We start from the raw sequence: 23,745 nt of genomic DNA, 5'->3' as shown, positions 1-23,745 counted from the left end.
TTACACCTCCACTCCGGCCGGGATCTGTTTATGCCAGTCAGTTGCCTGCTGGAACTGGTGCGCCACGTTGAGCAGCTTGGACTCGGCAAAGTAGTTACCGATGATCTGCAGACCCACCGGCAGGCCGTTGCTCTGGCCGCAGGGTACGGAGATGCCGGGCAGGCCCGCCAGGTTCAGTGACAGTGTGAAGATATCTTCCATATACATGGAGACCGGATCGCTGCTCTTCTCGCCCAGCTTGAACGCAGTCTGCGGCGTAGTCGGGCCCATGATGACATCAACATCGTTAAGCACGTTGACGAAATCCTGCTGGATCATGCGACGGATCTGCTGTGCCTTGTTGTAGTAGGCGTCGTAGTAACCGGCGGAGAGGGCGTAGGTGCCGACCATGATGCGGCGCTTGACCTCGGCTCCAAAGCCTTCACCACGGCTGCGCTTGTACAGGTCTTCCAGGTCGGCCGGGTCTTCACAGCGGTAGCCGTAGCGCACGCCATCAAAACGGGACAGGTTGGAAGAGGCTTCAGCCGGGGCCAGGATGTAGTAGGCCGGGATGCACAGTTCGGTGTTGGGCAGGCTGACCTCTTTCACGGTCGCACCCAGTTTTTCGAATTCGGCGACGGCATTGCGGACCTGCTCGGCAACGCCGGCGTCCAGCGCATCGGAGAAATACTCCTTGGGCAGACCGACCTTCAGACCGGCCAGCGGCTGGTTCAGCTCGGCGGTGTAGTCTTCCATGTCGCGCTCGGCGCTGGTGGAGTCCATGGGGTCGAAACCGGCCATGGCATTCAGGATCATGCCGCAGTCTTCAGCAGTCTGGGCCATGGGGCCGGCCTGATCCAGCGAGGAGGCAAAGGCGATCATGCCGTAACGGGACACGCGACCATAGGTCGGCTTCAGGCCAGTGATGCCGCACAGGGCTGCAGGCTGACGGATGGAGCCACCGGTGTCGGAACCGGTTGCGGCCGGAGTCAGGCGTGCCGCTACAGCCGCAGCAGAACCGCCGGAGGAGCCACCAGGGACACAGTCAGTGTTCCAGGGATTGCGGGCCGGGCCGTAGAAGCTGCTCTCGTTGGAGGAACCCATGGCGAATTCGTCCATGTTCAGCTTGCCCAGCGTCACGGTGCCGGCATTTTTCAGGCGGCTGACGATGGTCGCGTCGTACGGGGATACGAAGTTATCCAGCATTTTGGAAGCGCTGGAGGTGCGCACGCCCTGGGTGCAGAACAGGTCCTTGTGTGCGATCGGCAGACCACAAAGGGCGCCGCCGTTGCCGGCTGCGCGGGCTTCGTCGGCGGCTTTGGCCTGGGCCAGCGCCTGTTCTTCAGTAACAGTGATAAAGGAGTTGTACTGGCTGTCCAGCGCGTTGATACGCTGCAGGTAGGCCTGCGTCAGCTCGGTGCTGCTGTAGTCGCCGCGCTCCAGCCCCTGGGCCAGCTCGGCAAGTGTTTTGTCAAACATGTCAGTGTCCTTGAACCTGAAGGCGGATTATTCGATGACTTTGGGTACCAGGAAGAGACCTTCCTCGGTGGCCGGAGCCACGGCTTGCAGGGCTTCACGCTGGTTGACCTCGGATACTTCGTCAGCGCGCAGACGCTGCACGGCATCCAGAGGGTGTGCCAGGGGTTCAACACCGTCGGTATTGGTGGCCTGCATCTGATCCACCAGGTTCAGGATGCTGTTCAATGAATCGCTATAGCTGTCGATATCGGCCGCATCGATCTGCAGGCGTGCCAGATGAGCTATCTGTTCCACTTCGGATCGGTCCAGTGACATAGGTCCGCTTCTCGCTCTGATCAGTCTGTCCGCTGAAGGCTGGCTGAATGCCACAGGCCCCGCAGCGATTGAATTTGGAAAGGGTGAATGGCGCATAAGATAGCATGTTTGTACCTTGCCCAAAATCCCTGCCGTTGTTAGAGTTGGTTGCTTTTAGGCTTGTCACCACTTCAGCCAATTTCAGGGTATCTACAGTCAGCATGTTCAAGAAAATTCGAGGCATGTTCTCAAGTGATCTTTCCATCGATCTGGGAACAGCCAACACACTGATCTACGTACGTGATCGTGACATCGTCCTGGACGAACCTTCCGTAGTGGCCATTCGTGTCAACGGTAACCAGAAATCTGTTGCCGCCGTAGGTTCCGACGCCAAACGCATGCTGGGCCGTACGCCGGGCAATATTACGGCCATCCGCCCGATGAAAGATGGCGTGATTGCTGACTTCCATGTAACCGAAAAGATGCTGCAGTATTTCATCAGCAAGGTGCATGACAACAGCTTCATGACACCCAGCCCGCGTGTGCTGGTGTGTGTGCCCTGCAAATCCACCCAGGTTGAACGTCGTGCCATCAAGGAATCGGCCATCGGTGCCGGTGCCCGCGAGGTATATCTGATTGAAGAGCCCATGGCGGCTGCAATCGGTGCCGGCCTGCCGGTGGAAGAAGCCAGTGGCTCCATGGTGGTGGATATCGGTGGCGGTACCACCGAGATCGCGGTGATTTCCCTCAACGGTATCGTGTACGCCGAGTCTGTGCGTGTCGGTGGTGACCGCTTCGATGAAGCGATCGTAACCTACGTGCGCCGCAACTACGGCAGCCTGATTGGTGATGCGACAGCCGAGCGTATCAAACAGGAGATCGGCTCTGCCTATCCGTCCAGCGAAGTGCTGGAGATCGATGTGCGAGGTCGTAACCTGGCTGAAGGTATCCCGCGCAGTTTTGCTCTCAACAGCAACGAAATTCTCGAAGCCCTGCAGGAGCCGCTGTCGGCCATCGTGCAGTCGGTGAAAAGCGCGCTGGAACAGTGCCCGCCCGAACTGGCGGCCGATATCGCCGAGCACGGCATCGTGCTGACCGGTGGTGGCGCGCTGCTGCGTAACATTGATCGTCTGGTCAGCGAAGAGACCGGCCTGCCGGTGATCGTTGCAGAAGATCCGCTGACCTGTGTTGCCCGTGGCGGCGGCAAGGCGCTGGAAATGCTGGACAAGCAGTCGTTCGAACTACTGACCTACGAGTAACGGCATGCTGCCCTGGCTGTTTCTGACTGTCTGCGGTCAAGGGTATCGCCTGACAAGCGCTCAGGAGGTGCGGTATTAAACCGATCTTCCGAGGTGGTCGACCGCGTCGTCTGTTCATTTTGCTGTGTCTGCTGGCCATCCTGTTGATGGTGGCAGACCTGCATTGGCCGCGCATGAAGGAAGGCCGTGCCTGGTTGTCACTGGTGACTACCCCTCTGCAGTGGGTGGTGGATATTCCTGCGCGTGTGGCGGACAGCCTCTCCGGTGTAGTGGTCAACCGTGCCAGCCTGGTACGTGAAAACGAAACCCTCAAATCCGAAGCGATGATTCTGGAGCGCAAGGTACAGCAGATGGCTGCCTTGACTGCTGAAAACATCCGTCTGCGTGAACTGCTCAAGGCCGGTGAACGCCTTAACCCGCCCAGTCGCCTGGTGGAGCTGATCGGTGTGAATCCAGATCCCTTCCAGCATCAGGTGATCCTCAATCAGGGCCTGGAAGATCAGGTGTTTGTCGGCCAGCCGGTGCTGGATGCCGGTGGCGTGATGGGGCAGGTGGTGAACCTGTCGCACTACACCAGCCGCGTGATGCTGATCACCGATGCACGCTCTGCGGTCCCGGTTGAGATCAACCGTAACGGCTTTCGGGGCATTGCCCTGGGCAAGGGCACGCTGGGTGAGCTGGAAATGGAGCACATTCCTGATACGGCGGATATCCAGCAGGGCGATCTGCTGGTGACCTCCGGGCTGGGCGGTCGTTTCCCGCGCGGCTATCCGGTTGCCCGTGTGGTTGAGGTGATTCGTGACCCCGGTCGCCCGTTCAAGCTGATCAAGGCTGAACCCACCGCGCGTCTCGACCGCAGTCGATACCTGCTGTTGGTCGATTACCGCTCCGAACTGTCTCAGATCCAGGCGGAGCCTGAGCATGAGTGATGAGTCGCGCGGCGGCGGCATGATCATCTTCGCCACCTTCCTGGTCGGAATGGTGCTGAGCCAGATGCCATTGCCGGACATGCTGGTATGGGCGCGACCTGAATGGGTGGTGCTGATTCTGATCTACTGGGTGATGGCGTTGCCGCACCGTGTGGGGATGGGCAGTGCCTTTGCCATTGGCGTGCTGCTGGATGTGGTGCGTGGCAGTGTACTGGGTCTGAGCGCCCTGTCGCTGACGTTGATCGCTTTCCTGGTGCTGTTGCTCTACAAGCGTTTGCGCATGTTCCCGCTGTGGCAGCAATCCTTCATGGTGCTGGTGCTGGTGGGGATCAACCAGCTGCTGTTCCACTGGATGCAGAGCATGACTGGCACCACCGGAAACTCCCTGCTGTTTCTGCTGCCGTCACTGGTCAGTGCGCTGGTATGGCCCTGGCTGTTTCTGTTATTGCGCGCCACTCGACACACTTTCTATCTGAAATAATGCCTATGTCCACATTGATTCTGGCTTCGGCCTCGCCACGACGACGTGAATTGTTACAGCAGATCGGGGTGAGGTTTGAGTGCCGCCCTGTGGATATTGATGAAACGCCTTTGCCACAGGAAGCGCCGGCTGATTATGTGGCCAGGCTGGCGCTTGAGAAGGCGCGTGCCTGTCAGCAGCTGATGGGGTCTGATGCCGTCTATCTTGGCTCGGATACCACGGTGACTCTGGATAACCATATTCTCGGCAAGCCCGAGAATGAGGACGATGCGGTGCGCATGCTGATGCACCTGTCAGGGCGCCGGCATCAGGTGATGACATCGGTGGCGCTGGTACAGGGTGAGCGAGAAGCGGTCGAGACCGTGATCACCGAGGTGGAGTTTCAGCCACTGAATGAAGATCAATGCCGGGCCTATTGGCATACCGGCGAACCTGCCGACAAGGCAGGTGCCTACGGGATTCAAGGAATGGGTGCCGTATTTGTCAGCCGCATGGAAGGCAGTTACTCTGCAGTAGTCGGGTTACCATTGATGGAAACAGCCCGCCTGCTTGGATCATTTGCAGTACCGATCTGGCATGCCCCCGCAACCTGAGAGAGCAGCAAGAGGAAGAATGGATGGGTGAGGAGATCCTGATCAATTTCACACCGATGGAAACGCGTGTGGCAGTGATCGAAAACGGCATGCCCCAGGAAATCTACGTCGAACGCGCCAAGCGACGGGGGATTGTCGGTAACATTTATCAAGGCAAAGTGGTGCGTGTGCTACCCGGTATGCAGGCAGCATTTGTCGATATTGGTCTCGAACGTGCCGCGTTCATCCATGTGGATGAAGTCATCGATCAGACCATGGCAGCCGAGCAGCGCAGCGCAACCTCCATCGCGCAGGTGCTGCGTGAAGGCCAAAGCCTGTTGGTGCAGGTGACCAAGGACCCGATCGGCACCAAGGGAGCGCGCCTGACCACGCATATCTCTATTCCCTCGCGATATCTCGTCCTGATGCCGGGCAGTAGTCATATCGGTGTATCCCAACGTATCGAAGATGGTGCCGAGCGTGAGCGCTTGCGCGGGCTGATGCAAACGCTGGTACCGGAAGAGAATAATTCACCGGACTGGGGTGTCATCCTGCGTACAGTGGCCGAGGGCGTCACCGAGGTGGAGCTTGAATCGGATCTGCAGTTCCTGCGCCGCCTGTGGGAATCCATTCGTCAGAAAATCAAACAGGTCAAGGCACCGGCGATCGTCTACGAAGACCTGCCGCTCAACATGCGTGCCCTCCGCGATATGGCGCATTCCGGCGTAGAGCGCATTCGTATCGACTCCCGTGAAACCTTCCAGCGTGCCCACAGCTTTGTCAAAGCACTGGTACCCGAGATTGAAAGCAAGCTGGAGTACTACCCCGGCGAACGCCCGATCTTTGACATGTTCAATGTCGAAGAAGAGATGCAGAAGGCACTGGGCCGCAAGGTTGAGTTGAAATCCGGCGGCTATCTGATTTTCGACCAGACCGAAGCCATGACCACCGTGGATGTGAATACGGGGGCCTTTGTCGGCCATCGCAACCTGGAAGAAACCATCTTCAAGACCAACCTGGAAGCGGCTACGGCGATTGGCCGTCAGCTGCGCCTGCGCAATTTGGGCGGCATCATCATTATCGACTTCATCGATATGGAAGATCCCGACCATCAACGTCAGGTGCTGCGTACGCTGGAGCGGGTGCTGGAGAAGGATCATGCCAAGTGCAAGGTCACGGGTGTGTCCGAGCTGGGGCTGGTGGAGATGACGCGCAAGCGTACCCGCGAAAGCCTGGAGCAGGTGCTCTGTGAATCCTGTACCCACTGTCAGGGTCGGGGTTCGCTGAAAACACCGGAAACGGTCTGCTACGAAATATTCCGTGAAATCCTGCGTCAGCACCGTGCCTATGATACCGAAACCTATCTGGTGCTGGCGGCGCAATCCGTGGTGGATCATTTGCTGGATGAGGTCTCGGACCACGTGGCAGAACTGGAGGACTTCATCGGCAAGACGGTACGTTTCCAGGTGGAACCGCTGTACACGCCGGAACAATACGACGTTGTGTTGCGCTGAGTAGGGTTCTGGCAGGATGCGTCGACACCTGAGCCGGGCCTGGTGGGCTTTTCTGCTGCTGCTGTTGCTGTGCGCGCTGCTGCTGACGGGGGTGCGCCTGCTGCTGAACAATGTCGACCATTTCCGGCCACAGATTCAGGACTATCTGGCCCAGCGCCTGGGGATCGAGCTTGAGATCGGGCAGCTGGAGGGGCACTGGAGCCGTGCCTACCCGGTCCTTCAGGTCCGTGACATCCGCATGCGTGCCGGTGCGGACAGCGGACCGGAAGGTTACCTGGCACTGGAGCAGGTAACCCTGGAGTTTGATCCTTTCGGGTCGCTGATGTCCTGGCTGCCCATCTTTCAACGTTTTGAAGTCAGTGGTGTCGTCGGGCGCTGGCACCAGCGTGCCGGCAGCTGGCTGCATCGCCCCGGAGCTTCACCCCAGCAGCCTGACTCAGGCATGTCGGCCAGTGGCTGGCAAACCCTTTCCCGCCTGCTGCTGAGCCAACCCTATGCCCTGATCAAGGATGTAGAGCTGGTACTGATTCCCCAGCAGGGACGCCCTCTGGTGGTATCTCCTGCCGACCTTGAGCTGGAAAACGCACGTCAGGAACACCGCCTCAGTGGCGCGGTGCGGATGCCTCAGCTGGGTGAGCAAACCGAAATCGACTTTATCCTTGAAGCTTCCGACCTCAGTGAAGCAGATCCCCTGGGGGCTCATTATCAAGGCTATCTGGATATTCGCCAATTGGGCCCGCAGCTGGCACAGGTGCTGCAGCCTGAGTGGGGACTGCAGGGCATGCAGCTGGATACCCGTGTCTGGGTCGAGTTCAACCGCCATCAATTGCAGCAAGCCCAGGCCCGTATCGACCTGACTGAGCTGGCGCTGGATAAGCCCTGGCCGTTGCCGCAAACACTTGCTGCCATGCTGAGCCTGCAACCGCAGGCGCGGGGCTATCAGTTGCAGGTCAATGACTTGACCTGGTCCAGTGCCGATAAAGTTGTATCGGTTCCCAAGCTGGTGTTGCACAGCCCTCTGGTGGACAAGGGGCTGCCACAAACATTGGACCTGGGAGTCTCTTCGCTTGATCTGGCGGCGCTGGGACAATGGCTTGCGGCGGCCAGCCCGGATGAAAGCCTGGCCGCGCGGCTGGCAACACAGCTGGCACCGGCGGGTGAGCTGCATAATCTGGTGTTACGCAAGGCCGCTGACCAGCCCTGGTCTGAATTTGAATTGATTGCTGATCTGGACCAGGTACAGGTGGAAGCCTGGCGGGGTGCGCCGGGGCTTCGCGGTGTTTCCGGTCGACTGGAGGCCGGTCTTGGCGGTGGGCGTATCGACCTGTCCAGTGACAACTTTGCCATGCATTTCCCCATGCTGTACCCGGACGGCTGGCATTATCAGCAGGCAAAGGGACGTGTGCGCTGGACGCTGCATGAGACAGGAGTACTGGTAAACAGTGAGCGACTTCAGCTGCAGGACCAGTCTGTGCAAGCGTCCGGGCGTTTCAGTATTGATCTGCCGTTTGACCGGGAAGAGCAGGCCGAGCTGACGCTGATGATCGGCATGACTGACAGCGATGGCCTGCAGGCGCCGGTATATACGCCGGAGCATGAAGTGGGTGCGGGTCTGCACCGCTGGCTTAAACAGGCCATTCAGTCAGGGCGTCTGCGTCAGGGCGGCCTGCTGCTGCGAACGGGAACCCGTAAACTGGCAACCCCAAGACGGCCGGTGGTGCAGTTGTTCTTCGATATTGAAGAGGCAGCGCTGGCCTATCAGCCCGGTTGGCCGGCACTGGAGCAGGCTGATGTGTTCCTGATGGTGCGCGATGGTGGCCTGGTGGTCAATATTGGCCAGGCACGTCTGCTTAATTCCGATGTTACCTCCGGCTGGGCGTATCTGCCTCCGGGCAGCCGCGAGCTCCAGGTTGAAACCCGCTTAAGTGGGCCGGCCGAGGATGTGGATTATCTGCTCAAGAATACCCCGCTGGCGCAACAGTTGGGTGAGGGTATTCAGCCCTGGCAGCTGACGGAAGGTGCAACTACGCTGCGTCTGGGACTCGATATCCCCCTGCGCGAACAGGTGCCGCCCAAGGTCCGAGTGGCTGCCCAACTCGAGGGTGTGCGGCTGGCGTCCGAGCGCATCGGTATTGCCGTGACGGATATTCAGGGGGATGTGCGTTTTTCCAGCGCCAAAGGCTTGAGTGCCGAGGGGCTTAACGGTGTGTTCCTGGAGCAGCCGGTGACGGCTCAGATTGAGGCGATCGGGCCCGGTCAGCAACGTCTGCATTTGCTTGGCCAAACCCCTGTGCCGGCCTTGCAAAGCTGGCTGGAGTGGCCGGCCCTGGCGCTGGCTGAAGGCGACGTCAAATGGCAGGCCGAGCTGGATCTGTGCGCAGAAACCGAGTGTTCCGGGTTACGCCTGACATCAGATCTACAGGGTGTTGAGCTGGCCTTGCCCGGACGGTTGAAAAAATCACCCGAGCAGTTGGCGCCCCTGTCATTGGCCTTTGGTTTGCAGCCGTCTTTCCAGCTGCGTGATGGCCGTATGCAGTTACCGGTGCGCGCTGATGACGAGGCGATGCAGGTGGAGCTGAAGGGCACTGCAGAGGCAGCAGTGGCCGTTAATTTGGCGCACCGCCTGGCGAAGGGGGCGGTACGCATTGCACCGGAAAAGCCGATTGCGGTGGATTTGGAGCACCTGCAGCTGGACCTTGTTCGTGATATACCCGCTTCAGGCGCCTCCTCTGAGCCATCTGAGACAGAGCAGGAAATAGACAAGCAGGGTTACGAGAGCATAAATGCCTCTCAACTTCCGGCCATGGATATCGCGATCAGCCACCTGGATCTGGGCGAAAAACCGCTGGGTGACTGGCGATTCCAGCTGCGTCCACATGAAAAGGGGCTGAGTATCCGGCAGCTGGAAGCGCACCTGGAGCAGGTAATCATGAACGGTGAGCTGCATTGGCGGCAGCACCAGACAGCCCCGGAAACCCTTTTGCAGCTGAACCTGGCGGCGGATGATATTGGCCGCTTGCTGCAACAATGGGGCTACGGGCGTGTGCTGGAAAGCAGTGAGGTCAAGGGGGATCTGGCGCTGAATTGGCCGGGCGCGCCCTGGGCGTTTTCGTTAGCGGATATCAACGGTGAGTTTGAATTCGAGACCGGGCAGGCACGCTTGATCGAAACCGCCGAAACCAGCAACTTCCTGCGCGTGTTTGGCATTTTGAACTTCAACTCGCTGGCGCGGCGATTGCGACTGGATTTCAGCGATCTGCTGCAAAAAGGGGTCAGCTTCGACCGCATCAAGGGGCACTATGTCATCGAGCAGGGCGTCGCCCGTACTGAATCACCTCTGACGCTGGAAGGGCCTTCTGCCAATATGTCGCTTAGCGGTCAGGTGGACTTAGGCACGCGTGAGCTGGATCAGGCGGTCGAGGTTGCGCTTCCGCTCAGCAGTAATGCGCCCTTTGCCGCGATTCTGCTGGGGGCGCCCCAGGTTGCAGGGGCGGCGTTTGTCATCGACAAGCTGATAGGGGACCAGCTGCAGCGCTTTACCAGCCTGCGTTACACCCTGAAAGGGGACTGGAACGACCCCGAGTTCAAGCTGCAGCCCACCCAATCAGCGCCCTGAGCGGGCAGGTTGAGGCTGCCTTAGAGATCGCTCAGTTCGCGCAGGTAGCGGAACAGCTTGCGTGAATGGGTAGGCGGCTGCTCACGGGCGCGCTCACGCTGGGCGTTTCGAACCAGCTGGCGCAGGTGCTGAATATCGGCATCGGGGTGCTGTTCGATAAATTCCTGCAGCGCCTCATTTCCTTCATCAATCAAACGCTCACGCCAGCGTTCCAGCTCGTGGAACAGGTGGTTGTGCAGGGCGCTGGCAGAATCGAAACGATCCACAACGGCACGGATGGCGTCGGCATCGGCGTCACGCATCAGCTTGCCGATATACTGCAGGTGGCGCCGCTTGGCTCCGTTGGCACGAATGCGGCCGTACTCCTCGATGGCAAGGCGCAGGCGGTCATCAATGGGGAGCTTGGCCTGCTGGTCGGGGCGCAGCTCGGTCATGCGCTTGCCCAGCGTTTTCAGCTCTTCCGCATCCCGCTTGATCTGGGATTTACTGGGTTCCAGGTCGTCATGTTCGTCCTGGAAAGTATCGTTTTGGTCACTCATAGTCTGTCCGTCAGGCAAAGAACAGGGTGGCTAGCCCAAGGAAAGCGAAAAAGCCTATCACATCCGTGATGGTCGTCAGCAGTACGCTGCCGGCCAGCGCCGGGTCGATGCCCAGCGATTTCAGAATCATGGGCAGCATTGTACCTGCCATGGCGCCGGCGATCAGGTTTATCACGATCGCCAATGCGATAATCACGCCCACCGTCATGTCCTGGAACCAGACCACGGCTACCGCTGCGACCACCAGCGCCCAGAGCAGGCCGTTAAGCAGCCCCACGACCAGTTCTCGATTGAACAGCCAGCCGATATTGGAGCGTTCCACATGCCCCAGGGCCTGGCCGCGAATCACCAGCGTCAGTGTCTGACTACCGGCGATGCCGCCCATGGATGCTACGATCGGCATCAGTACGGCGAGGGCAACGACCTTGTCGATGGTTTCTTCAAACAGGCCAATCACGGCGGATGCGATAAAGGCCGTGATCAGGTTGATGCCGAGCCAGACTGCACGCCGGCGGGTGGTTTTCATGATGGGGGCGAAGGTATCTTCGTCTTCGTCCAGACCGGCCATGCTCATCAGGGAGTGGTCGGCATCTTCACGGATAACGTCCACCACGTCATCGATGGTGATACGACCCAGCAATTGGCCCTCTTCGTTGGTGACGGGGGCTGAGATCAGGTCGAGCTGTTCGAACAGGCGGGCAACTTCTTCATCCGGCATGTCAGCCGGAATGGCGTCCACGTCGGTGTTCATGATTTCACGCACCAGCACATCAGGGTCGGTGGTGAGCAGGCGTGTCAGCGGCAGTACGCCGATGTAAGAGCCTTTACGGCTGACCACGAACAGTGTGTCGGTGGTCTCGGGGATCTCCTTGTGACGGCGCAGGTAGCGCAGTACCGTTTCGGCGGTAATATCCGGGCGGATGGTTACCGTATCGGTATTCATCAAGCCGCCGGCGGTATCCTCCGGGAACGAGAGCACCTGCTCGACGCGTTCACGGTTCTCCCGGTCCATGATCTTCAACAGCTCTTTCATCACCCGTTCGGGCAGCTGCTGCAGAATGTCCGCCATGTCATCGGTTTCCAGCGATTCGGTAATCGCCAGTACTTCCGAGGCTTCCATGCGGCTCAGGATTTCCGCCTGAGCTTCATCCCCCAGATATTGCAGCACCTCACCTTCCAGATCCTTGTTGAGCAGGTTCCACAGGATCTGGCGCTCGCGCGGCGGCGTTTTTTCCAGCAGGTGTGCCACCTCAACGGGCTTGAGTCCCTTGTTGAGCATGAATCTGAGCTGCTGCAGTTCGCCGACTTCGAGAGCGGCACTGAGGGTTTCCAGGTTGGAAAGCTGATCCTGCTGGCTCATGGCGCTGGTTTCCGGTGCTGAGGGTGAAGAGGTAAAGCGGTTTGTTTATTCGGGTTCGTCGAAGCGGTTATTGATCAGGGATTCGAGAGCACTCAGGGCGTTGTGTTCGTCCTGACCCTGGATGCGGAGTTCGATTTCGGTGCCTTTGCTGGCGGCCAGCATCATCACCGACATGATACTTTTGCCATCAATTTCCCGGTCATCACGGGCAATGCGAATATCGGAGTCGAACTGGTTGGCCGTGGTGACGAGTTTAGCCGCTGCACGGGCGTGCAGGCCAAGTTTGTTGATAATCGTCAGGCGTTTTTCAACCATGCTAGCTTCAGTCCGACCCAGGCTGTCTTAGTTCACGGTGCAGTATCTGAACATTATCCATAAGCGTGCGGAAATGGCCAGCAAGCTGTTCGCAAACATAGACAGAGCGGTGCTGGCCACCGGTACAGCCGATACCGATGGTGATATAGCTGCGGTTATTGGCGCGAAAGCGGGGCAGCCACTTTTCCACGAACTGGCGGATATCGGTCACCATTTCAGTGACATCCTCGTATCCGGACAGGAAGTCGATCACTTCCTGGTCGCGTCCGGTATGGCGGCGCAGCTCGGGCACCCAATAGGGGTTGGGCAGAGAGCGCACATCGAAGGTGAAGTCCACATCCAGCGGCACGCCGTGCTTGAAACCGAATGACTCGAACTGCAGCGACAGCTCCTGTTCGGTGCGCCCGGCGACGCGCAGTTTGACTTCATCACGCAGCTCATACAGAGACAGGCGTGTGGTATCGATGCGCAGGTCGGCCTGGGTGGCTATGGGCTCCAGCAGCTCGCGTTCGTTACGAATGGACTGCTGCAGGCTCTGGTTATTGTCGCTCAGAGGGTGACGGCGGCGTGTAGCATTGTAGCGGCGCAACAATGTGGCTTCGCCGGCATCAAGAAACAGGGTTTCGATGCCCAGGTTCGGCAGCTGCTGTAACTGTGCCATGATCTCGGGGAACTGCTGCAGGTTGCTGGGCTGGTTGCGGGCATCAATGCTGACGGCAATTTTGCTGATTGGCTGGGGGTCGGCCAGCATCAGCTTGATCAAGTCAGGCAACAGCAGGGCGGGCAGGTTGTCGATGCAGTAAAAGCCGACATCTTCCAGTACCTGAAGTGCCGTACTTTTACCTGATCCCGAGCGACCACTGAGCACAACCAGGCGCATACTCAATGCTCCTGGCAGAGCTGTTGGACGCGCTCCAGCAGATCATCGGCACTGCCGCAGGCACGCAGCGAGTCCCGCGTTTCCGAATGGTTGAACAGTTCAGCCAATCCCGCCAGGGTTTGCAGATGTTCTTCGGCGCCTTCTTCCGGGACCAGCAGCAGACACACCAGATCAACCGGACGATTATCGATGGCATCGAAATCGATTGGGCTGGTCAGTGTCATCAGCAGTCCAACGGCCTTGTGTACGCCGGCCATACGACAGTGAGGAATGGCGACGCCTTCACCGATACCGGTGCTGCCCAGGCGTTCACGATTGATAAGGCCGCTGAAGATATCTTCAGCGGCCGGGCCATCCAACTGCTCTGCAATGGTTTGGCTGGCGAGTTCGAGAACCCGCTTCTTGCTGACCACATCAACGTGGCAGAGTGTGCGCGATGGGGTCAGCAGTTCTGATAGTTGCATGTGTTGACGTGCTGCTACCGGTTATTTGTGGGATTTCATCTTTTCTTTGTGCTTGATGATCTGACGATCAAGCTTGTCGACCATGCCGTCGATGGCGGCATACATGTCGTCGTGCTCGTTCGCAGCAAAGACTTCACCGCCGGCGAGGTGGATGTTGGCCTCGGATTTCTGGCGCTGTTTCTCTACGCTAAGGGTGACCTGTGCATTGGTGATGTTGTCGAAGTGACGTTCCAGACGATCAAACTTGTTACGTACATAGTCATTCAGGGCATCAGTCAGTTCGACATGGTGGCCAGTGATGTTGATCTGCATAGGTTTTTCTCCTTCTCATAGGGGTGCAGCAGATGCACCGCCTTCACTCTCATTAAACCAGACGCTTGCGCTCATTAGAAGGCGGAATGTGCATTGCCTCCCGATATTTTGCAACGGTACGGCGGGCAACGTTAATGCCCTGTTCCTTGAGTAGCTGTGCGATCTTGTTGTCACTCAGCGGTTTGGCTGTATTTTCATCACTGATCAGCTTCTTGATCAATGCGCGGATGGCGGTAGACGAGGCGGCTCCGCCATCGGAAGTGCCCACATGGCTGGAGAAGAAGTACTTCAGCTCGAAGATGCCACGGGGGGTGTGCATGTATTTCTGGGTGGTGACACGGGAGATGGTGGACTCGTGCATGTCGACCGCTTCGGCGATGTCATGCAGAACCATCGGTTTCATGCCCTCGTCGCCTTCTTCAAAGAAGTCGATCTGGCGTGCCACGATCTCCGTGGTGACCTTGAGCAGCGTTTCGTTGCGGCTGGCCAGGCTCTTGAGGAACCAGCGGGCTTCCTGCAGGTGGTTCTTCAGGTAGGTGTTGTCGGCACTGTTGTCGGCCCTGCGCACCAGGTCGGCATACTGGCTGTTGATCTTGAGCTTGGGCGAGGCATCATTGTTGAGGCTCACGGTCCACTGGCCCTGCTGCTTGCGCACCAGTACATCCGGGATGACATATTGCGCGGCTTCAGGGCTGATGATGCCGCCGGGCTTGGGATTCAGGCTCTGGATCAGACTGATCACCTGTTGCAGCTCGGGCTCCTTCAGGCGCATGCGGCGCATCAGCGTGCGGTAGTCGTGGCTGCCCAGCAGGTTAAGATGGTCACGCACCAGGCGGATCGCATAGGGGCGCAGGGGTGTATCTTCGGGCAGTTGCAGCAGCTGCAGACGCAGGCATTCGTTGAGGTCGCGGGCACAGACACCGGTCGGATCAAACTGCTGCAGGCGGTGCAGCACGGCTTCCACTTCATCCAGCTCCGCGTCCGCGAAGTCCTCGGGCTGGTGATTCTGGAAATGCTCCAGCAGATCCTCGGTACTGGTGGTGAGATAGCCATCGGCATCTACCGAGTCAATGATGGCCAGTGCGATCTGGTAATCGGTCTCACTCATGGGGGTGAGGTTGAGCTGCCACAACAGGTGATCCTGCAGGCTGTCTTCCATGGTGTCGTTATCGCCCGGCGACCAGTCGTCATCACGGGGCTGGGACGGTGTGCTCTGGTGCTGGAAGGTGTCATCCCAGCTGCTGTCCGTGGTCAGCTCGGCCGGAATCTGATCATTCCAGTGATCTTCGGGCTGGTCATCACTCCAGTTGTCGTCACTGTCAGCGTTGTCGCTGGTACTGGCGGTTTCCCGGCTGGACGTGTTGTCCGCTGAGTCACTGTCCTGACGGTCGCTGTCCGCCTCGGCGGCCTGAGTCTCATGCTCTTCTTCGGCTTCCAGCAGAGGGTTGCTGTCCAGTGCCTCCTGAATCTCCTGTTGGAGGTCCAGCGAGGAAAGCTGCAGCAGGCGGATTGCCTGTTGCAACTGAGGGGTCATGGTCAGCTGTTGGCCGATCTTGAGTTGTAAGGATTGTTTCATAAACGACTGCCAATTGAACTGCTAGGAAGACTCCCGGGGGAAAGCCGCTAAAGCGAGAACTGCTCGCCCAGATAGGCACGACGGACTTGTTGATCCGCCAGGATCACCTCCGGGGTACCCTGTGCCAATATGCCTCCTTCACTGACGATATAGGCTTGTTCACAGATATCAAGCGTCTCACGCACGTTGTGGTCTGTGATCAATACGCCGATACCGCGTGATTGCAGGTGGCGAATGGTCTGCTTGATGTCACTGACCGATATGGGGTCAACGCCGGCAAAGGGCTCATCCAGCAGGATAAAATCAGGTTCTGTTGCCAGGGCGCGGGCGATCTCTACCCGTCGACGCTCGCCGCCGGAAAGCGACATGCCCAGGCTGTCTTTCAGATGGGTGATATGAAACTCTTCCAGCAGCTCTTCCAGCAGGGCCTTGCGGCGGCTGGCATCGAGCTCGGGGCGGGTTTCCAGTATCGCCATCAGGTTATCGCGCACGCTGAGTTTGCGAAACACCGAAGCTTCCTGAGGCAGATAGCCAATACCGCGTCGCGCACGCTCATGCATGGGCATACGGGTGACATCATCCTCGGTGATCATGATCTGGCCCCGGTCAGCCGGGATCAGGCCCACAATCATGTAAAAACAGGTGGTTTTGCCGGCGCCGTTGGGGCCCAGCAGGCCGACTATCTGGCCGCTGTCCACGTGCAGGGAAACGTCACGTACAACTTCGCGACCCTTGTAGCTTTTGGCAAGATTGCGGGCTTCCAGACGTTTGGTGGGTGCTGTCATTAATTTGAATCCGTCCGCGGCTGGATGACCATGCGTACACGTTCGCCATTGGCATCATCACTGCCGAAGGCATTTACCACGGCTTTTTCCATGTTGTAGACGATACGCTCACCGGAAAATGAATCCTGGCCCTGGTCGACGCGGGCAGATTCGGTGATGGTCACTTCCTGGCGATTAACCTGGTAGTCCATGCGCAGGCCGTAGGCGCGAGTAGGGGCGGCATCGGCCTCGGGCTGCTGATGAAATTCGGCCGGTGAGCCGGTCGAGATAATGCGCGAAACACCGTTGCCCTGGCGGTGCAGCTCTACGCGCGCGCCCTTGATCAGCATACTGCCCTGACGAATTTCCACGTTACCGGTGTATACGGTGATACCGGTGCGCTCGTTGATGCTGGCGCGGTCAGCGCTGATGTTGATCGGCTGATTATGGTCATCCGGCAGTGCCTGAGCTGCCGCCGGCAGCCAAAGCAGTAGAGCTGCGCAGAGTCCGCGTAGTTTATTGTGCATGGTAAACACCCTTAACATCCGATAGCAGTTCTATCCGCTGTTCCTCAAAATACACATCCATGCCGAGTGCCTCGGTGGTGTCATCTCCGCGTTCTACCCTGACAATCTGTGCCGTATGGGCACGTTCTTCTGCCGGGTATAGGGTCAACTGTTCTGTGCTGAGTTTGACTGTGGCTTCGGACTGGGAATTATCATGAAGCAGTACACCGCCTGCAAGCTCTACCTGCTCATGCGAGTCCGGTACCTCGCCTGTATCCGCTCTGAGCCGATAGGGAGTGGTCTCATCCTGCCCCGGTACATTGACCTCGGGGTTGTGTAGCCGGGTCAGGCTGAGTTCGGGCAGGTGTTGCATCAGCTCGGTATTGATCTGATGCGCTTCGGAGCCATCGTCCTGCCAGCGCGTAATGCGTGCCTGTTCGATAAAGAAGTCGACGTTCTCCTCGGCGCCACCGGAGGGCGCCGGGGTGTTCACGGTCGGACCGCTCCAGCCTAGCCAAAGCAGAGGTGGTGTCAGCAGGGTGGCCACAACGGCCAGACGCCACCGCTGATTCAGCATCCGCGGTACTCCTGATACAAGGCTTCCAGTTTGCCCTGGGCTGCGAGAATCAGCTCACAGAATTCACGGGCAGCACCTTTGCCACCCGAAGCCTGGCTGCACCAGTCGGCTTCCTTGCGCACCAGCGGGTGGCCATTGGGGACGCAGGCACCAAATGCGGAATGCAGGATGGCCGACAGGTCGGGCAGGTCATCACCGATGTAGGCCGTATCGCTTGCCTGATGGCCGCTCTGGTCCCAGAGCTCGCGCAGGGCAGTGAGTTTGTCCTCTCGGCCCTGGCGCAGGTAGGTGATACCCAGTGCTTCGGCGCGCTGCTCCACCTGGGGCGAGCGGCGCCCTGTAATAATGGCCGTTTCAATGCCGCTACGCTGCAGCATTTTGATGCCCAGCCCGTCCAGGGTGTGGAAGCTTTTTACTTCGCGACCGTCGGCGAGAAAATTCAGGCGACCATCCGTCAGGATGCCATCCACATCGAACACAGCCAGGCGGATATCTTTCAGCGCCTGGCGCTGCTCCGGGGTCAGGGATTCCAGTTGCATCAAATCACCCCCGCCTTGAGCATGTCGTGCATGTTGAGTGCCCCGATGGGACGGTCCTGTTCATCGACCACCAGCAGTGCATTGATTTTGCGCTCCTGCATCAGGCTGAGGGCTTCGGCCGCCAGAATGCCGGGCTGCACACGGGTGCCGCCTTCGGTCATGACTTCGGTGATCGGGGTGTTGGCCAGATCAAGTCCCTGGTCCAGGGTGCGGCGCAGGTCACCATCGGTGAAGATGCCGAGCAAAACGCCTTCGGCATCGGTAACAGCTGTCATGCCCAGATGCTTCTGGGTCATCTCCAGCAAGGCTTCACGAATACGGGTATCGGTGGCGACGGCAGGTACTTCACTGCCGGTGTGCATGATGTCTTCCACTTTCAACAGCAAACGGCGCCCCAGGCTGCCGCCGGGGTGCGAAAAGGCGAAATCTTCGCTGCTGAAGCCGCGTGCTTCCAGCAGGGCAATGGCCAGGGCATCGCCCAATACCAGCTGCGCGGTAGTGCTGGATGTGGGCGCCAGACCCAGCGGGCAGGCTTCACGGTCTACAGGAATATGCAGGCCTACGTCGGCGCTGCGGGCCAGTGTGGAGTTGGGGTTGGCGGTAATACTGATCAGCGGTGCCCCCATGCGCTTGATCAGCGGCAGGATGGTGACAACTTCTGAGGTTTCGCCGGAGTTGGACAGGGCCAGCACGACATCGTCGCCGGTAAACATGCCCAGGTCACCATGGCTGGCTTCACCGGGGTGAACGAAAAAGGCCGGTGTGCCCGTGCTTGCCAGGGTGGCGGCAATCTTGTTGCCGATGTGGCCGGATTTGCCCATGCCGGTCACAATGATGCGGCCAGGGCAGCTGAACATGAGTTCGCAGGCGCGGGTGAAGGCGCCGTCCAGGTGGTTCAGCAGTTCTTGCACAGCCTCAATTTCAAGCCGGATGGTCTGGCGGCCCGAGGCCAGGTAGTCGGTTGCGGTCATGCCGATAGGTCCGTCTCGTTTCAACGTCGGATTAAACGAGTAGTTTAACCCATCCTTGTCCGGAGCACGAACGCTCAGACAGGCGTCATTAATTCAAGTTTGGCCGTGACAATGGTATATTGCCGAGTCATTTTTGCCCCGGTGTATCCGGGCGTTTTGCTTAATGCCAATGGGAACAGGAATTTCCTGATCAATGAAGCCTGACAACGATTGCATCATCGATATTCGTGATCTCACCTTTTACCGGGGTGAGCGTGCGATTTTCGAGCACGTGGATATCCGTGTCCCCCGCGGCAAGGTGACTGCGATTATGGGACCGTCGGGAACCGGCAAGACGACCTTGCTCAAGCTGATCGGCGGTCAGCTGCACCCCAACGAAGGTGAAATCCTGCTGGATGGGGTCAATATCCCGACACTGGGGCGGCGTGAACTGTTCGAAGCCCGTGAGCGCATGGGCATGCTGTTTCAGAGCGGCGCCCTGTTTACCGACATGAACGTGTTCGACAACGTAGCCTTCCCGCTGCAGGTTCACACTGAACTGCCGGCTGACATGATTCGTGATGTAGTGTTGATGAAACTGCAGGCCGTTGGCTTGCGCGGTGCCCGTGATCTGATGCCCAGCGAACTGTCGGGTGGCATGGCCCGTCGTGTGGCCTTGGCCCGTGCCATTGCCCTGGACCCGGATATTGTCATGTACGACGAGCCCTTCACCGGGCAGGACCCCATTGCCATGGGCGTACTGGTAAATCTCATTCGCCGTCTTAACCAGGCGTTGGGGCATACCAGCATCATTGTTTCGCATGACATCAAGGAGACGCTGGGGATCGCCGACTACATCTATATTCTGTCTGATGCCCATGTGGTTGCTCAGGGCACGCCCGAAGAGCTGGCCAATGTGGAATCTGAGCAGGTACGTCAGTTCATGCAGGGATTGCCTGATGGTCCTGTGCCTTTTCATTACAAGGCGCCGGATCTGATGACTGACTTGCTGGAGAGGCAATAACAGGATGCTGGATCTGTTACAGAAACTGGGCCATCGCGGCCTGTCCCGGTTGGCCGCTTTTGGCCGTGCCGGGCAAATATTGCTGCAATCGCTGCTGGCGCGGCCGCAGCCGCTGACCATGTTCCCGCTGGTGGTGCGTCAGATCTACTTTGTTGGCGTGCTGTCGCTGGTCATTATTATCGTATCCGGCGGCTTTATCGGCATGGTGCTGGGGCTGCAGGGCTATACCATTCTGGTGGATTACGGCTCTGAGCAGGCTGTCGGACAGATGGTGGCGCTGAGCCTGGTGCGAGAGCTGGCACCGGTGGTGGCCGCTCTGCTGTTTGCCGGTCGGGCCGGGTCCGCATTGACGGCGGAAATCGGTCTGATGAAGGCGACCGAGCAGTTGGCCAGCCTGGAGATGATCGGGGTTGATCCGCTGCGACGGATTATTGCTCCGCGTCTCTGGGCCGGTTTTATCAGTATGCCGCTGTTGGCGATCATCTTTGCGGTGGTCGGCGTTTGGGGCGGTTCTCTGGTGGCCGTGGACTGGCTGGGTATTTACGAAGGCTCGTTCTGGGCCAATATGCAGCAATCGGTCGACTTTTACGATGATGTGCTGAACGGCCTGATCAAGGCGGTCTGCTTCGGTATCGTAGTGACATGGATAGCTGTTTTTGAGGGATACGACTGTATCCCGACCTCTGAAGGAATCAGTCAGGCTACGACCCGTACGGTGGTGTATTCATCACTGGCCGTGCTGGGGATGGACTTCATCCTGACCGCAGTGATGTTTGGAGAACTCTGATAATGCGTATGCGAAATGTGGAAATCGGTGTAGGCGCGTTCATGCTGGCCGGTATCCTGGCGCTGGTCGTGCTGGCATTGAACGTCAGTGGATTGAACCTGTCTCAGCAATCAGGCGGTTATAAAGTCTATGCCCGCTTTGACAATATCGGCGGTCTGACACCCCGGGCCAAGGTGGCCATGTCGGGCGTGCAGATTGGCGAGGTAACGGCTATCCGTATCGATCCGCGCATGCTGATGGCGGAAGTGGAAATGCAAATCTTTGATCAGGTCGATTACCTCACCACCGACAGCTCTGCCAGCATTCTGACCGCAGGGCTGCTGGGTGAGCAGTACATCGGCATAGTGCCCGGCGCCGAAGATGAGGTGCTGGCCGAAGGCGATTATATTCAGGACACCCAGTCTGCACTGGTACTGGAAGAGTTGATCGGCAAATTCCTGTTTAATGAAGTGAGTGAATAACATGATCAAACAGTGGATGCTGGCCATGCTGACCGCACTGGCCCTGATGGTAAACCCGGCGGTGGCGCAGGCCAGCTGGCAGGAAGCCAGTGCCGTGGTGGATTCGGCCACCGGCGATATGCTGGCGTTGATGGATCGTGAGGAACTCACGGACCCCAACAACGTTGAGCCGCTGATGCAGGAAATCGAAAAGGTGATCGCACCGGTTGTCGACTTCCCCTACATTGCCAAGCGCGTGATGGGTAAATACTACCGCCGTGCCACTGATGCCGAGCGTGAGCGTTTTGCCGAGGTTTTCAAGACCACGCTGCTGCGCACCTACGCCAAATCCATCGCCGGCTTTGAACTGACCCGCTACGAAATCCAGTCTCCGGTAGGCGAGAGCCCGGAGCCTGAAAAGCAGGTCGTGACCGTTGAAGTGCGTTCATCCAACGGTGAAACCTATGCGCTGGTGTACTACATGCTGAAGCAGGCGGATCGTTGGACGCTGGTGAATGTGATGGTGGACGGTATCAACCTGCGCATCACCTTCCGCAACCAGTTCTCCGATCTGTACCAGCAGAATCGCAGCATTTCCGGCACCATCGATGCATGGGCCGAGAAAATGGACAACATCAAGCTGGAGAAAACAGCTGGTGACGATGACAGTGACAGTTGAACAGACCGCGCCGGGCACTATTCGTCTGGCGGGTGATCTGGTATTCGCCAGTGTTCTGCCGGCCCGTCAGAAGCTTCTGGGGCTGTTGCAGCAAGCAGAAGGTGAGTGCCGGGTAGACTGGTCAGGCGTTCAGCGGGTCGATAGCTCGGCGCTGTCGCTCTGGCTGGTATGCCTGCGACAGGCGACCAAACAGGGCGTTCAGCTTCATATCGAACAGCCGCCAGCCGACCTGGTTTCCATTGCGGATCTGGTTGGTCTGGCCGACGCCTTGGCGTGAGGCGCAGAGGGCGCGCGTCGCCTTTTGACAGCCGTTTCGTTATTATTCCCACCACAATCGACAGCAACAACACGAGGTAAGGGCTACGCATGCAGGCTGATGACGTAAAACAGATTCTGGAACAGCAACTTGAAGGCTGCACCGCGATAACCCAGGGTGAGGGTTGTGACTTCAGCGTTACGGTTGTCGGCGAGGTGTTTGCCGGTTTGACCCCGGTTAAAAAGCAGCAGCTGGTCTATGGCTGCCTCAGTGAACATATTGCCAACGGCAGCATCCACGCGGTCACTATCAAGACCTACACACCTGAACAGTGGGCAGCGCTGAACTAATTCCGGGCGGAACATCCTGATGGACAAACTACAAATTGAGGGTGGCGTTCGCCTGAACGGTGAAGTCAGCATTTCCGGTGCCAAAAACTCGGCGTTGCCGATTCTGGCGGCGACGTTGCTGGCTGACGAGCCTGTTACCATCTGTAACCTGCCGCACCTGCATGACATCACCACCATGCTGGAGCTGCTGCGCCGTATGGGCTCCGAGCTTGTCGTGGATGAAAAGCTCAGTGTCGAGATCAATGCTTCGACCCTGCATGACACCTGCGCACCCTACGATCTGGTGAAAACCATGCGTGCCTCCATCCTGGTGCTGGGGCCGCTGGTGGCGCATTTCGGTCATGCCGAAGTATCCCTGCCTGGTGGCTGTGCCATTGGCAGCCGTCCGGTGGATCAGCATATCCGCGGTCTGGAGGCGATGGGTGCCGAAGTCCAGGTAGAAGAAGGGTACATTCGTGCACGCAGCAATGGTCGCCTGAAGGGCGCTCGCGTCTTCTTCGATATGGTGACCGTGACCGGTACGGAAAACATCCTGATGGCAGCGGCCCTTGCCGAGGGTGAGACCATTATTGAAAACGCGGCCCGTGAGCCGGAAATTGTCGATCTGGCCAACTTCCTCAATGCCATGGGTGCTGACGTGCGCGGTGCCGGTACCGACACCATTACGGTGTACGGCGTTGAGTCTCTGAAAGGCTGCCGTTATTCGGTGATGCCGGACCGTATCGAGACCGGTACCTTTCTGGTGGCTGCTGCGATTACCGGTGGCCGGGTCAAGTGCAAGCACACTCGCCCTGATACTCTGGATGCCGTGCTGCAGAAACTGCAGGAAGCGGGCGCCGAAATTGAAACCGGTGATGACTGGATCAGTCTGGACATGCAGGGCAAGCGCCCCAAGGCGGTCAGTCTGACTACGGCACCTTATCCGGCGTTCCCCACCGATATGCAGGCACAGTTCGCCGCCATTGATCTGGTGGCTGAGGGCGTCGGCAAAATCCGTGAAACCATTTTCGAAAACCGCTTCATGCATATGCAGGAGATGCTGCGTATGGGGGCGAAAATTTCGATTGAAGGAAATACCGCCGTGATCGAAGGCGTCGAAACGTTGCAGGGAGCGCCTGTAATGGCGACCGACCTGCGTGCCTCGGCCAGTCTGGTTATCGCGGCACTGGTTGCCGAAGGGGTAACCACCATTGACCGCATCTACCATATCGATCGCGGTTATGAATGTATCGAAGAGAAACTGCAGCAGCTGGGTGCGCGGATACGCCGCATACCTGGCTAACAGGCTGTTGCACAGGATTGTC

27 protein-coding genes are annotated in these 23,745 nt (G+C 58.5%); 13 read left to right on the top strand and 14 right to left on the bottom strand.

All coding sequences use genetic code 11. The annotated features are described in order from the left end of the window. A complete protein-coding gene (gatA, locus tag BW956_RS04530) occupies positions 1 to 1,458 on the bottom strand; it encodes an Asp-tRNA(Asn)/Glu-tRNA(Gln) amidotransferase subunit GatA (protein WP_076461150.1) in 1,458 nt (485 codons plus the stop codon). Positions 1,459 to 1,485: 27 nt separating this feature from the next. Beyond that, positions 1,486 to 1,773, bottom strand: coding sequence for an Asp-tRNA(Asn)/Glu-tRNA(Gln) amidotransferase subunit GatC (gene gatC, locus BW956_RS04525; protein WP_010322878.1), 288 nt, complete (start codon positions 1,771 to 1,773; stop codon positions 1,486 to 1,488). 200 nt (positions 1,774 to 1,973) lie between these two features. Between gatC and BW956_RS04520 the strand changes: the two genes are divergently transcribed. The 6 genes from BW956_RS04520 (at position 1,974) to BW956_RS04495 (ending at position 10,123) form a co-directional block, all read left to right on the top strand. Continuing rightward, positions 1,974 to 3,011 (top strand): rod shape-determining protein, encoded by a 1,038-nt coding sequence (locus tag BW956_RS04520; protein ID WP_010322877.1) that lies wholly within the window; start codon positions 1,974 to 1,976, stop codon positions 3,009 to 3,011. A 119-nt stretch (positions 3,012 to 3,130) separates the two neighbouring features. Then, complete coding sequence (gene mreC / locus BW956_RS04515; RefSeq protein WP_010322876.1) at positions 3,131 to 3,940, top strand: rod shape-determining protein MreC; 810 nt, start codon at positions 3,131 to 3,133, stop codon at positions 3,938 to 3,940. Continuing rightward, the gene (mreD, locus tag BW956_RS04510) at positions 3,933 to 4,421 is read left to right on the top strand and encodes a rod shape-determining protein MreD (RefSeq protein ID WP_010322875.1); all 489 of its coding nucleotides are present in this window, start codon (positions 3,933 to 3,935) and stop codon (positions 4,419 to 4,421) included. The genes mreC and mreD overlap by 8 nt, the downstream gene beginning before the upstream one ends. A gap of 5 nt (positions 4,422 to 4,426) precedes the next feature. Continuing rightward, positions 4,427 to 5,014 (top strand): Maf family protein, encoded by a 588-nt coding sequence (locus BW956_RS04505; RefSeq protein WP_029511055.1) that lies wholly within the window; start codon positions 4,427 to 4,429, stop codon positions 5,012 to 5,014. A 23-nt stretch (positions 5,015 to 5,037) separates the two neighbouring features. Continuing rightward, positions 5,038 to 6,507 (top strand): ribonuclease G, encoded by a 1,470-nt coding sequence (gene rng / locus BW956_RS04500; RefSeq protein ID WP_010322873.1) that lies wholly within the window; start codon positions 5,038 to 5,040, stop codon positions 6,505 to 6,507. Between the two features lie 16 nt (positions 6,508 to 6,523). Next, positions 6,524 to 10,123: a YhdP family phospholipid transporter gene (locus BW956_RS04495; RefSeq protein WP_076461146.1), complete on the top strand. Its 3,600-nt coding sequence runs from the start codon at positions 6,524 to 6,526 to the stop codon at positions 10,121 to 10,123. 20 nt (positions 10,124 to 10,143) lie between these two features. On the opposite strand, the gene yjgA is transcribed toward BW956_RS04495, so the two are convergent. The 12 genes from yjgA to BW956_RS04435 are packed head-to-tail and all read right to left on the bottom strand — an operon-like array spanning position 10,144 to position 18,926. Continuing rightward, positions 10,144 to 10,662 carry a ribosome biogenesis factor YjgA gene (yjgA, locus tag BW956_RS04490; protein WP_010322871.1) on the bottom strand — a complete coding sequence of 173 codons (519 nt, stop codon included), beginning with the start codon at positions 10,660 to 10,662 and terminating at the stop codon, positions 10,144 to 10,146. 10 nt (positions 10,663 to 10,672) lie between these two features. Continuing rightward, a complete protein-coding gene (mgtE, locus tag BW956_RS04485) occupies positions 10,673 to 12,022 on the bottom strand; it encodes a magnesium transporter (RefSeq protein WP_010322870.1) in 1,350 nt (449 codons plus the stop codon). Positions 12,023 to 12,067: 45 nt separating this feature from the next. Next, complete coding sequence (locus BW956_RS04480; RefSeq protein WP_010322869.1) at positions 12,068 to 12,337, bottom strand: HPr family phosphocarrier protein; 270 nt, start codon at positions 12,335 to 12,337, stop codon at positions 12,068 to 12,070. Between the two features lie 7 nt (positions 12,338 to 12,344). Then, positions 12,345 to 13,217: an RNase adapter RapZ gene (rapZ, locus tag BW956_RS04475; RefSeq protein ID WP_076461145.1), complete on the bottom strand. Its 873-nt coding sequence runs from the start codon at positions 13,215 to 13,217 to the stop codon at positions 12,345 to 12,347. 2 nt (positions 13,218 to 13,219) lie between these two features. After that, a complete protein-coding gene (locus BW956_RS04470; protein ID WP_010322867.1) occupies positions 13,220 to 13,681 on the bottom strand; it encodes a PTS sugar transporter subunit IIA in 462 nt (153 codons plus the stop codon). Positions 13,682 to 13,702: 21 nt separating this feature from the next. Further along, positions 13,703 to 13,993: a ribosome hibernation-promoting factor, HPF/YfiA family gene (gene hpf, locus BW956_RS04465; RefSeq protein WP_010322866.1), complete on the bottom strand. Its 291-nt coding sequence runs from the start codon at positions 13,991 to 13,993 to the stop codon at positions 13,703 to 13,705. A gap of 52 nt (positions 13,994 to 14,045) precedes the next feature. Beyond that, positions 14,046 to 15,569: an RNA polymerase factor sigma-54 gene (locus tag BW956_RS04460; RefSeq protein WP_076461143.1), complete on the bottom strand. Its 1,524-nt coding sequence runs from the start codon at positions 15,567 to 15,569 to the stop codon at positions 14,046 to 14,048. A gap of 47 nt (positions 15,570 to 15,616) precedes the next feature. Then, entirely contained in the window at positions 15,617 to 16,354 is a 738-nt protein-coding gene (lptB, locus tag BW956_RS04455; protein ID WP_010322864.1) for an LPS export ABC transporter ATP-binding protein, read from the bottom strand. Continuing rightward, positions 16,354 to 16,860, bottom strand: coding sequence for a lipopolysaccharide transport periplasmic protein LptA (lptA, locus tag BW956_RS04450; RefSeq protein WP_010322863.1), 507 nt, complete (start codon positions 16,858 to 16,860; stop codon positions 16,354 to 16,356). The genes lptB and lptA overlap by 1 nt, the downstream gene beginning before the upstream one ends. After that, a complete protein-coding gene (lptC, locus tag BW956_RS04445) occupies positions 16,850 to 17,416 on the bottom strand; it encodes an LPS export ABC transporter periplasmic protein LptC (protein WP_076461141.1) in 567 nt (188 codons plus the stop codon). Before lptC ends, lptA begins: the two co-directional genes overlap by 11 nt. After that, positions 17,410 to 17,955, bottom strand: a complete 546-nt coding sequence (locus BW956_RS04440; protein ID WP_010322861.1) for a KdsC family phosphatase — start codon at positions 17,953 to 17,955, stop codon at positions 17,410 to 17,412. Before BW956_RS04440 ends, lptC begins: the two co-directional genes overlap by 7 nt. Further along, positions 17,955 to 18,926 carry a KpsF/GutQ family sugar-phosphate isomerase gene (locus BW956_RS04435; RefSeq protein ID WP_076461139.1) on the bottom strand — a complete coding sequence of 324 codons (972 nt, stop codon included), beginning with the start codon at positions 18,924 to 18,926 and terminating at the stop codon, positions 17,955 to 17,957. The genes BW956_RS04440 and BW956_RS04435 overlap by 1 nt, the downstream gene beginning before the upstream one ends. A gap of 193 nt (positions 18,927 to 19,119) precedes the next feature. Between BW956_RS04435 and BW956_RS04430 the strand changes: the two genes are divergently transcribed. From BW956_RS04430 to murA, 7 genes are all read left to right on the top strand, one after another. Further along, the gene (locus tag BW956_RS04430) at positions 19,120 to 19,929 is read left to right on the top strand and encodes an ATP-binding cassette domain-containing protein (protein WP_010322859.1); all 810 of its coding nucleotides are present in this window, start codon (positions 19,120 to 19,122) and stop codon (positions 19,927 to 19,929) included. A gap of 4 nt (positions 19,930 to 19,933) precedes the next feature. Continuing rightward, positions 19,934 to 20,716 (top strand): lipid asymmetry maintenance ABC transporter permease subunit MlaE, encoded by a 783-nt coding sequence (gene mlaE / locus BW956_RS04425; protein ID WP_010322858.1) that lies wholly within the window; start codon positions 19,934 to 19,936, stop codon positions 20,714 to 20,716. A 2-nt stretch (positions 20,717 to 20,718) separates the two neighbouring features. Then, positions 20,719 to 21,177 carry an outer membrane lipid asymmetry maintenance protein MlaD gene (gene mlaD, locus BW956_RS04420; protein ID WP_076461137.1) on the top strand — a complete coding sequence of 153 codons (459 nt, stop codon included), beginning with the start codon at positions 20,719 to 20,721 and terminating at the stop codon, positions 21,175 to 21,177. 1 nt (position 21,178) lies between these two features. Further along, the gene (locus BW956_RS04415; protein ID WP_010322856.1) at positions 21,179 to 21,835 is read left to right on the top strand and encodes an MlaC/ttg2D family ABC transporter substrate-binding protein; all 657 of its coding nucleotides are present in this window, start codon (positions 21,179 to 21,181) and stop codon (positions 21,833 to 21,835) included. After that, positions 21,819 to 22,112, top strand: a complete 294-nt coding sequence (locus tag BW956_RS04410) for an STAS domain-containing protein (RefSeq protein WP_076461135.1) — start codon at positions 21,819 to 21,821, stop codon at positions 22,110 to 22,112. The genes BW956_RS04415 and BW956_RS04410 overlap by 17 nt, the downstream gene beginning before the upstream one ends. A gap of 89 nt (positions 22,113 to 22,201) precedes the next feature. Next, complete coding sequence (locus BW956_RS04405) at positions 22,202 to 22,441, top strand: BolA family protein (RefSeq protein ID WP_010322854.1); 240 nt, start codon at positions 22,202 to 22,204, stop codon at positions 22,439 to 22,441. A 19-nt stretch (positions 22,442 to 22,460) separates the two neighbouring features. After that, complete coding sequence (gene murA / locus BW956_RS04400) at positions 22,461 to 23,723, top strand: UDP-N-acetylglucosamine 1-carboxyvinyltransferase (RefSeq protein ID WP_076461134.1); 1,263 nt, start codon at positions 22,461 to 22,463, stop codon at positions 23,721 to 23,723. Positions 23,724 to 23,745 lie beyond the last annotated feature (22 nt).

Source organism: Marinobacterium stanieri (assembly GCF_900155945.1).
Lineage (GTDB): Bacteria > Pseudomonadota > Gammaproteobacteria > Pseudomonadales > Balneatricaceae > Marinobacterium > Marinobacterium stanieri.
This window is presented reverse-complemented; position numbering and strand designations above follow the sequence as displayed.

Coding starts and splice junctions, on each gene's coding strand:
- mgtE (WP_010322870.1), bottom strand. CDS start 12,022: ATGAGCCAGCAGGATCAGCTTTCCAACCTGGAAACCCTCAGTGCCGCT.
- BW956_RS04435 (WP_076461139.1), bottom strand. CDS start 18,926: ATGACCGCAACCGACTACCTGGCCTCGGGCCGCCAGACCATCCGGCTT.
- lptB (WP_010322864.1), bottom strand. CDS start 16,354: ATGACAGCACCCACCAAACGTCTGGAAGCCCGCAATCTTGCCAAAAGC.
- BW956_RS04470 (WP_010322867.1), bottom strand. CDS start 13,681: ATGCAACTATCAGAACTGCTGACCCCATCGCGCACACTCTGCCACGTT.
- BW956_RS04440 (WP_010322861.1), bottom strand. CDS start 17,955: ATGCAACTGGAATCCCTGACCCCGGAGCAGCGCCAGGCGCTGAAAGAT.
- BW956_RS04495 (WP_076461146.1), top strand. CDS start 6,524: ATGCGTCGACACCTGAGCCGGGCCTGGTGGGCTTTTCTGCTGCTGCTG.
- BW956_RS04480 (WP_010322869.1), bottom strand. CDS start 12,337: ATGGTTGAAAAACGCCTGACGATTATCAACAAACTTGGCCTGCACGCC.
- BW956_RS04460 (WP_076461143.1), bottom strand. CDS start 15,569: ATGAAACAATCCTTACAACTCAAGATCGGCCAACAGCTGACCATGACC.
- lptC (WP_076461141.1), bottom strand. CDS start 17,416: ATGCTGAATCAGCGGTGGCGTCTGGCCGTTGTGGCCACCCTGCTGACA.
- BW956_RS04520 (WP_010322877.1), top strand. CDS start 1,974: ATGTTCAAGAAAATTCGAGGCATGTTCTCAAGTGATCTTTCCATCGAT.
- hpf (WP_010322866.1), bottom strand. CDS start 13,993: ATGCAGATCAACATCACTGGCCACCATGTCGAACTGACTGATGCCCTG.
- rapZ (WP_076461145.1), bottom strand. CDS start 13,217: ATGCGCCTGGTTGTGCTCAGTGGTCGCTCGGGATCAGGTAAAAGTACG.
- gatC (WP_010322878.1), bottom strand. CDS start 1,773: ATGTCACTGGACCGATCCGAAGTGGAACAGATAGCTCATCTGGCACGC.
- gatA (WP_076461150.1), bottom strand. CDS start 1,458: ATGTTTGACAAAACACTTGCCGAGCTGGCCCAGGGGCTGGAGCGCGGC.
- rng (WP_010322873.1), top strand. CDS start 5,038: ATGGGTGAGGAGATCCTGATCAATTTCACACCGATGGAAACGCGTGTG.
- BW956_RS04505 (WP_029511055.1), top strand. CDS start 4,427: ATGTCCACATTGATTCTGGCTTCGGCCTCGCCACGACGACGTGAATTG.
- mlaD (WP_076461137.1), top strand. CDS start 20,719: ATGCGTATGCGAAATGTGGAAATCGGTGTAGGCGCGTTCATGCTGGCC.
- BW956_RS04405 (WP_010322854.1), top strand. CDS start 22,202: ATGCAGGCTGATGACGTAAAACAGATTCTGGAACAGCAACTTGAAGGC.
- yjgA (WP_010322871.1), bottom strand. CDS start 10,662: ATGAGTGACCAAAACGATACTTTCCAGGACGAACATGACGACCTGGAA.
- mlaE (WP_010322858.1), top strand. CDS start 19,934: ATGCTGGATCTGTTACAGAAACTGGGCCATCGCGGCCTGTCCCGGTTG.
- BW956_RS04430 (WP_010322859.1), top strand. CDS start 19,120: ATGAAGCCTGACAACGATTGCATCATCGATATTCGTGATCTCACCTTT.
- BW956_RS04410 (WP_076461135.1), top strand. CDS start 21,819: ATGACAGTGACAGTTGAACAGACCGCGCCGGGCACTATTCGTCTGGCG.
- mreD (WP_010322875.1), top strand. CDS start 3,933: ATGAGTGATGAGTCGCGCGGCGGCGGCATGATCATCTTCGCCACCTTC.
- BW956_RS04415 (WP_010322856.1), top strand. CDS start 21,179: ATGATCAAACAGTGGATGCTGGCCATGCTGACCGCACTGGCCCTGATG.
- lptA (WP_010322863.1), bottom strand. CDS start 16,860: ATGCACAATAAACTACGCGGACTCTGCGCAGCTCTACTGCTTTGGCTG.
- murA (WP_076461134.1), top strand. CDS start 22,461: ATGGACAAACTACAAATTGAGGGTGGCGTTCGCCTGAACGGTGAAGTC.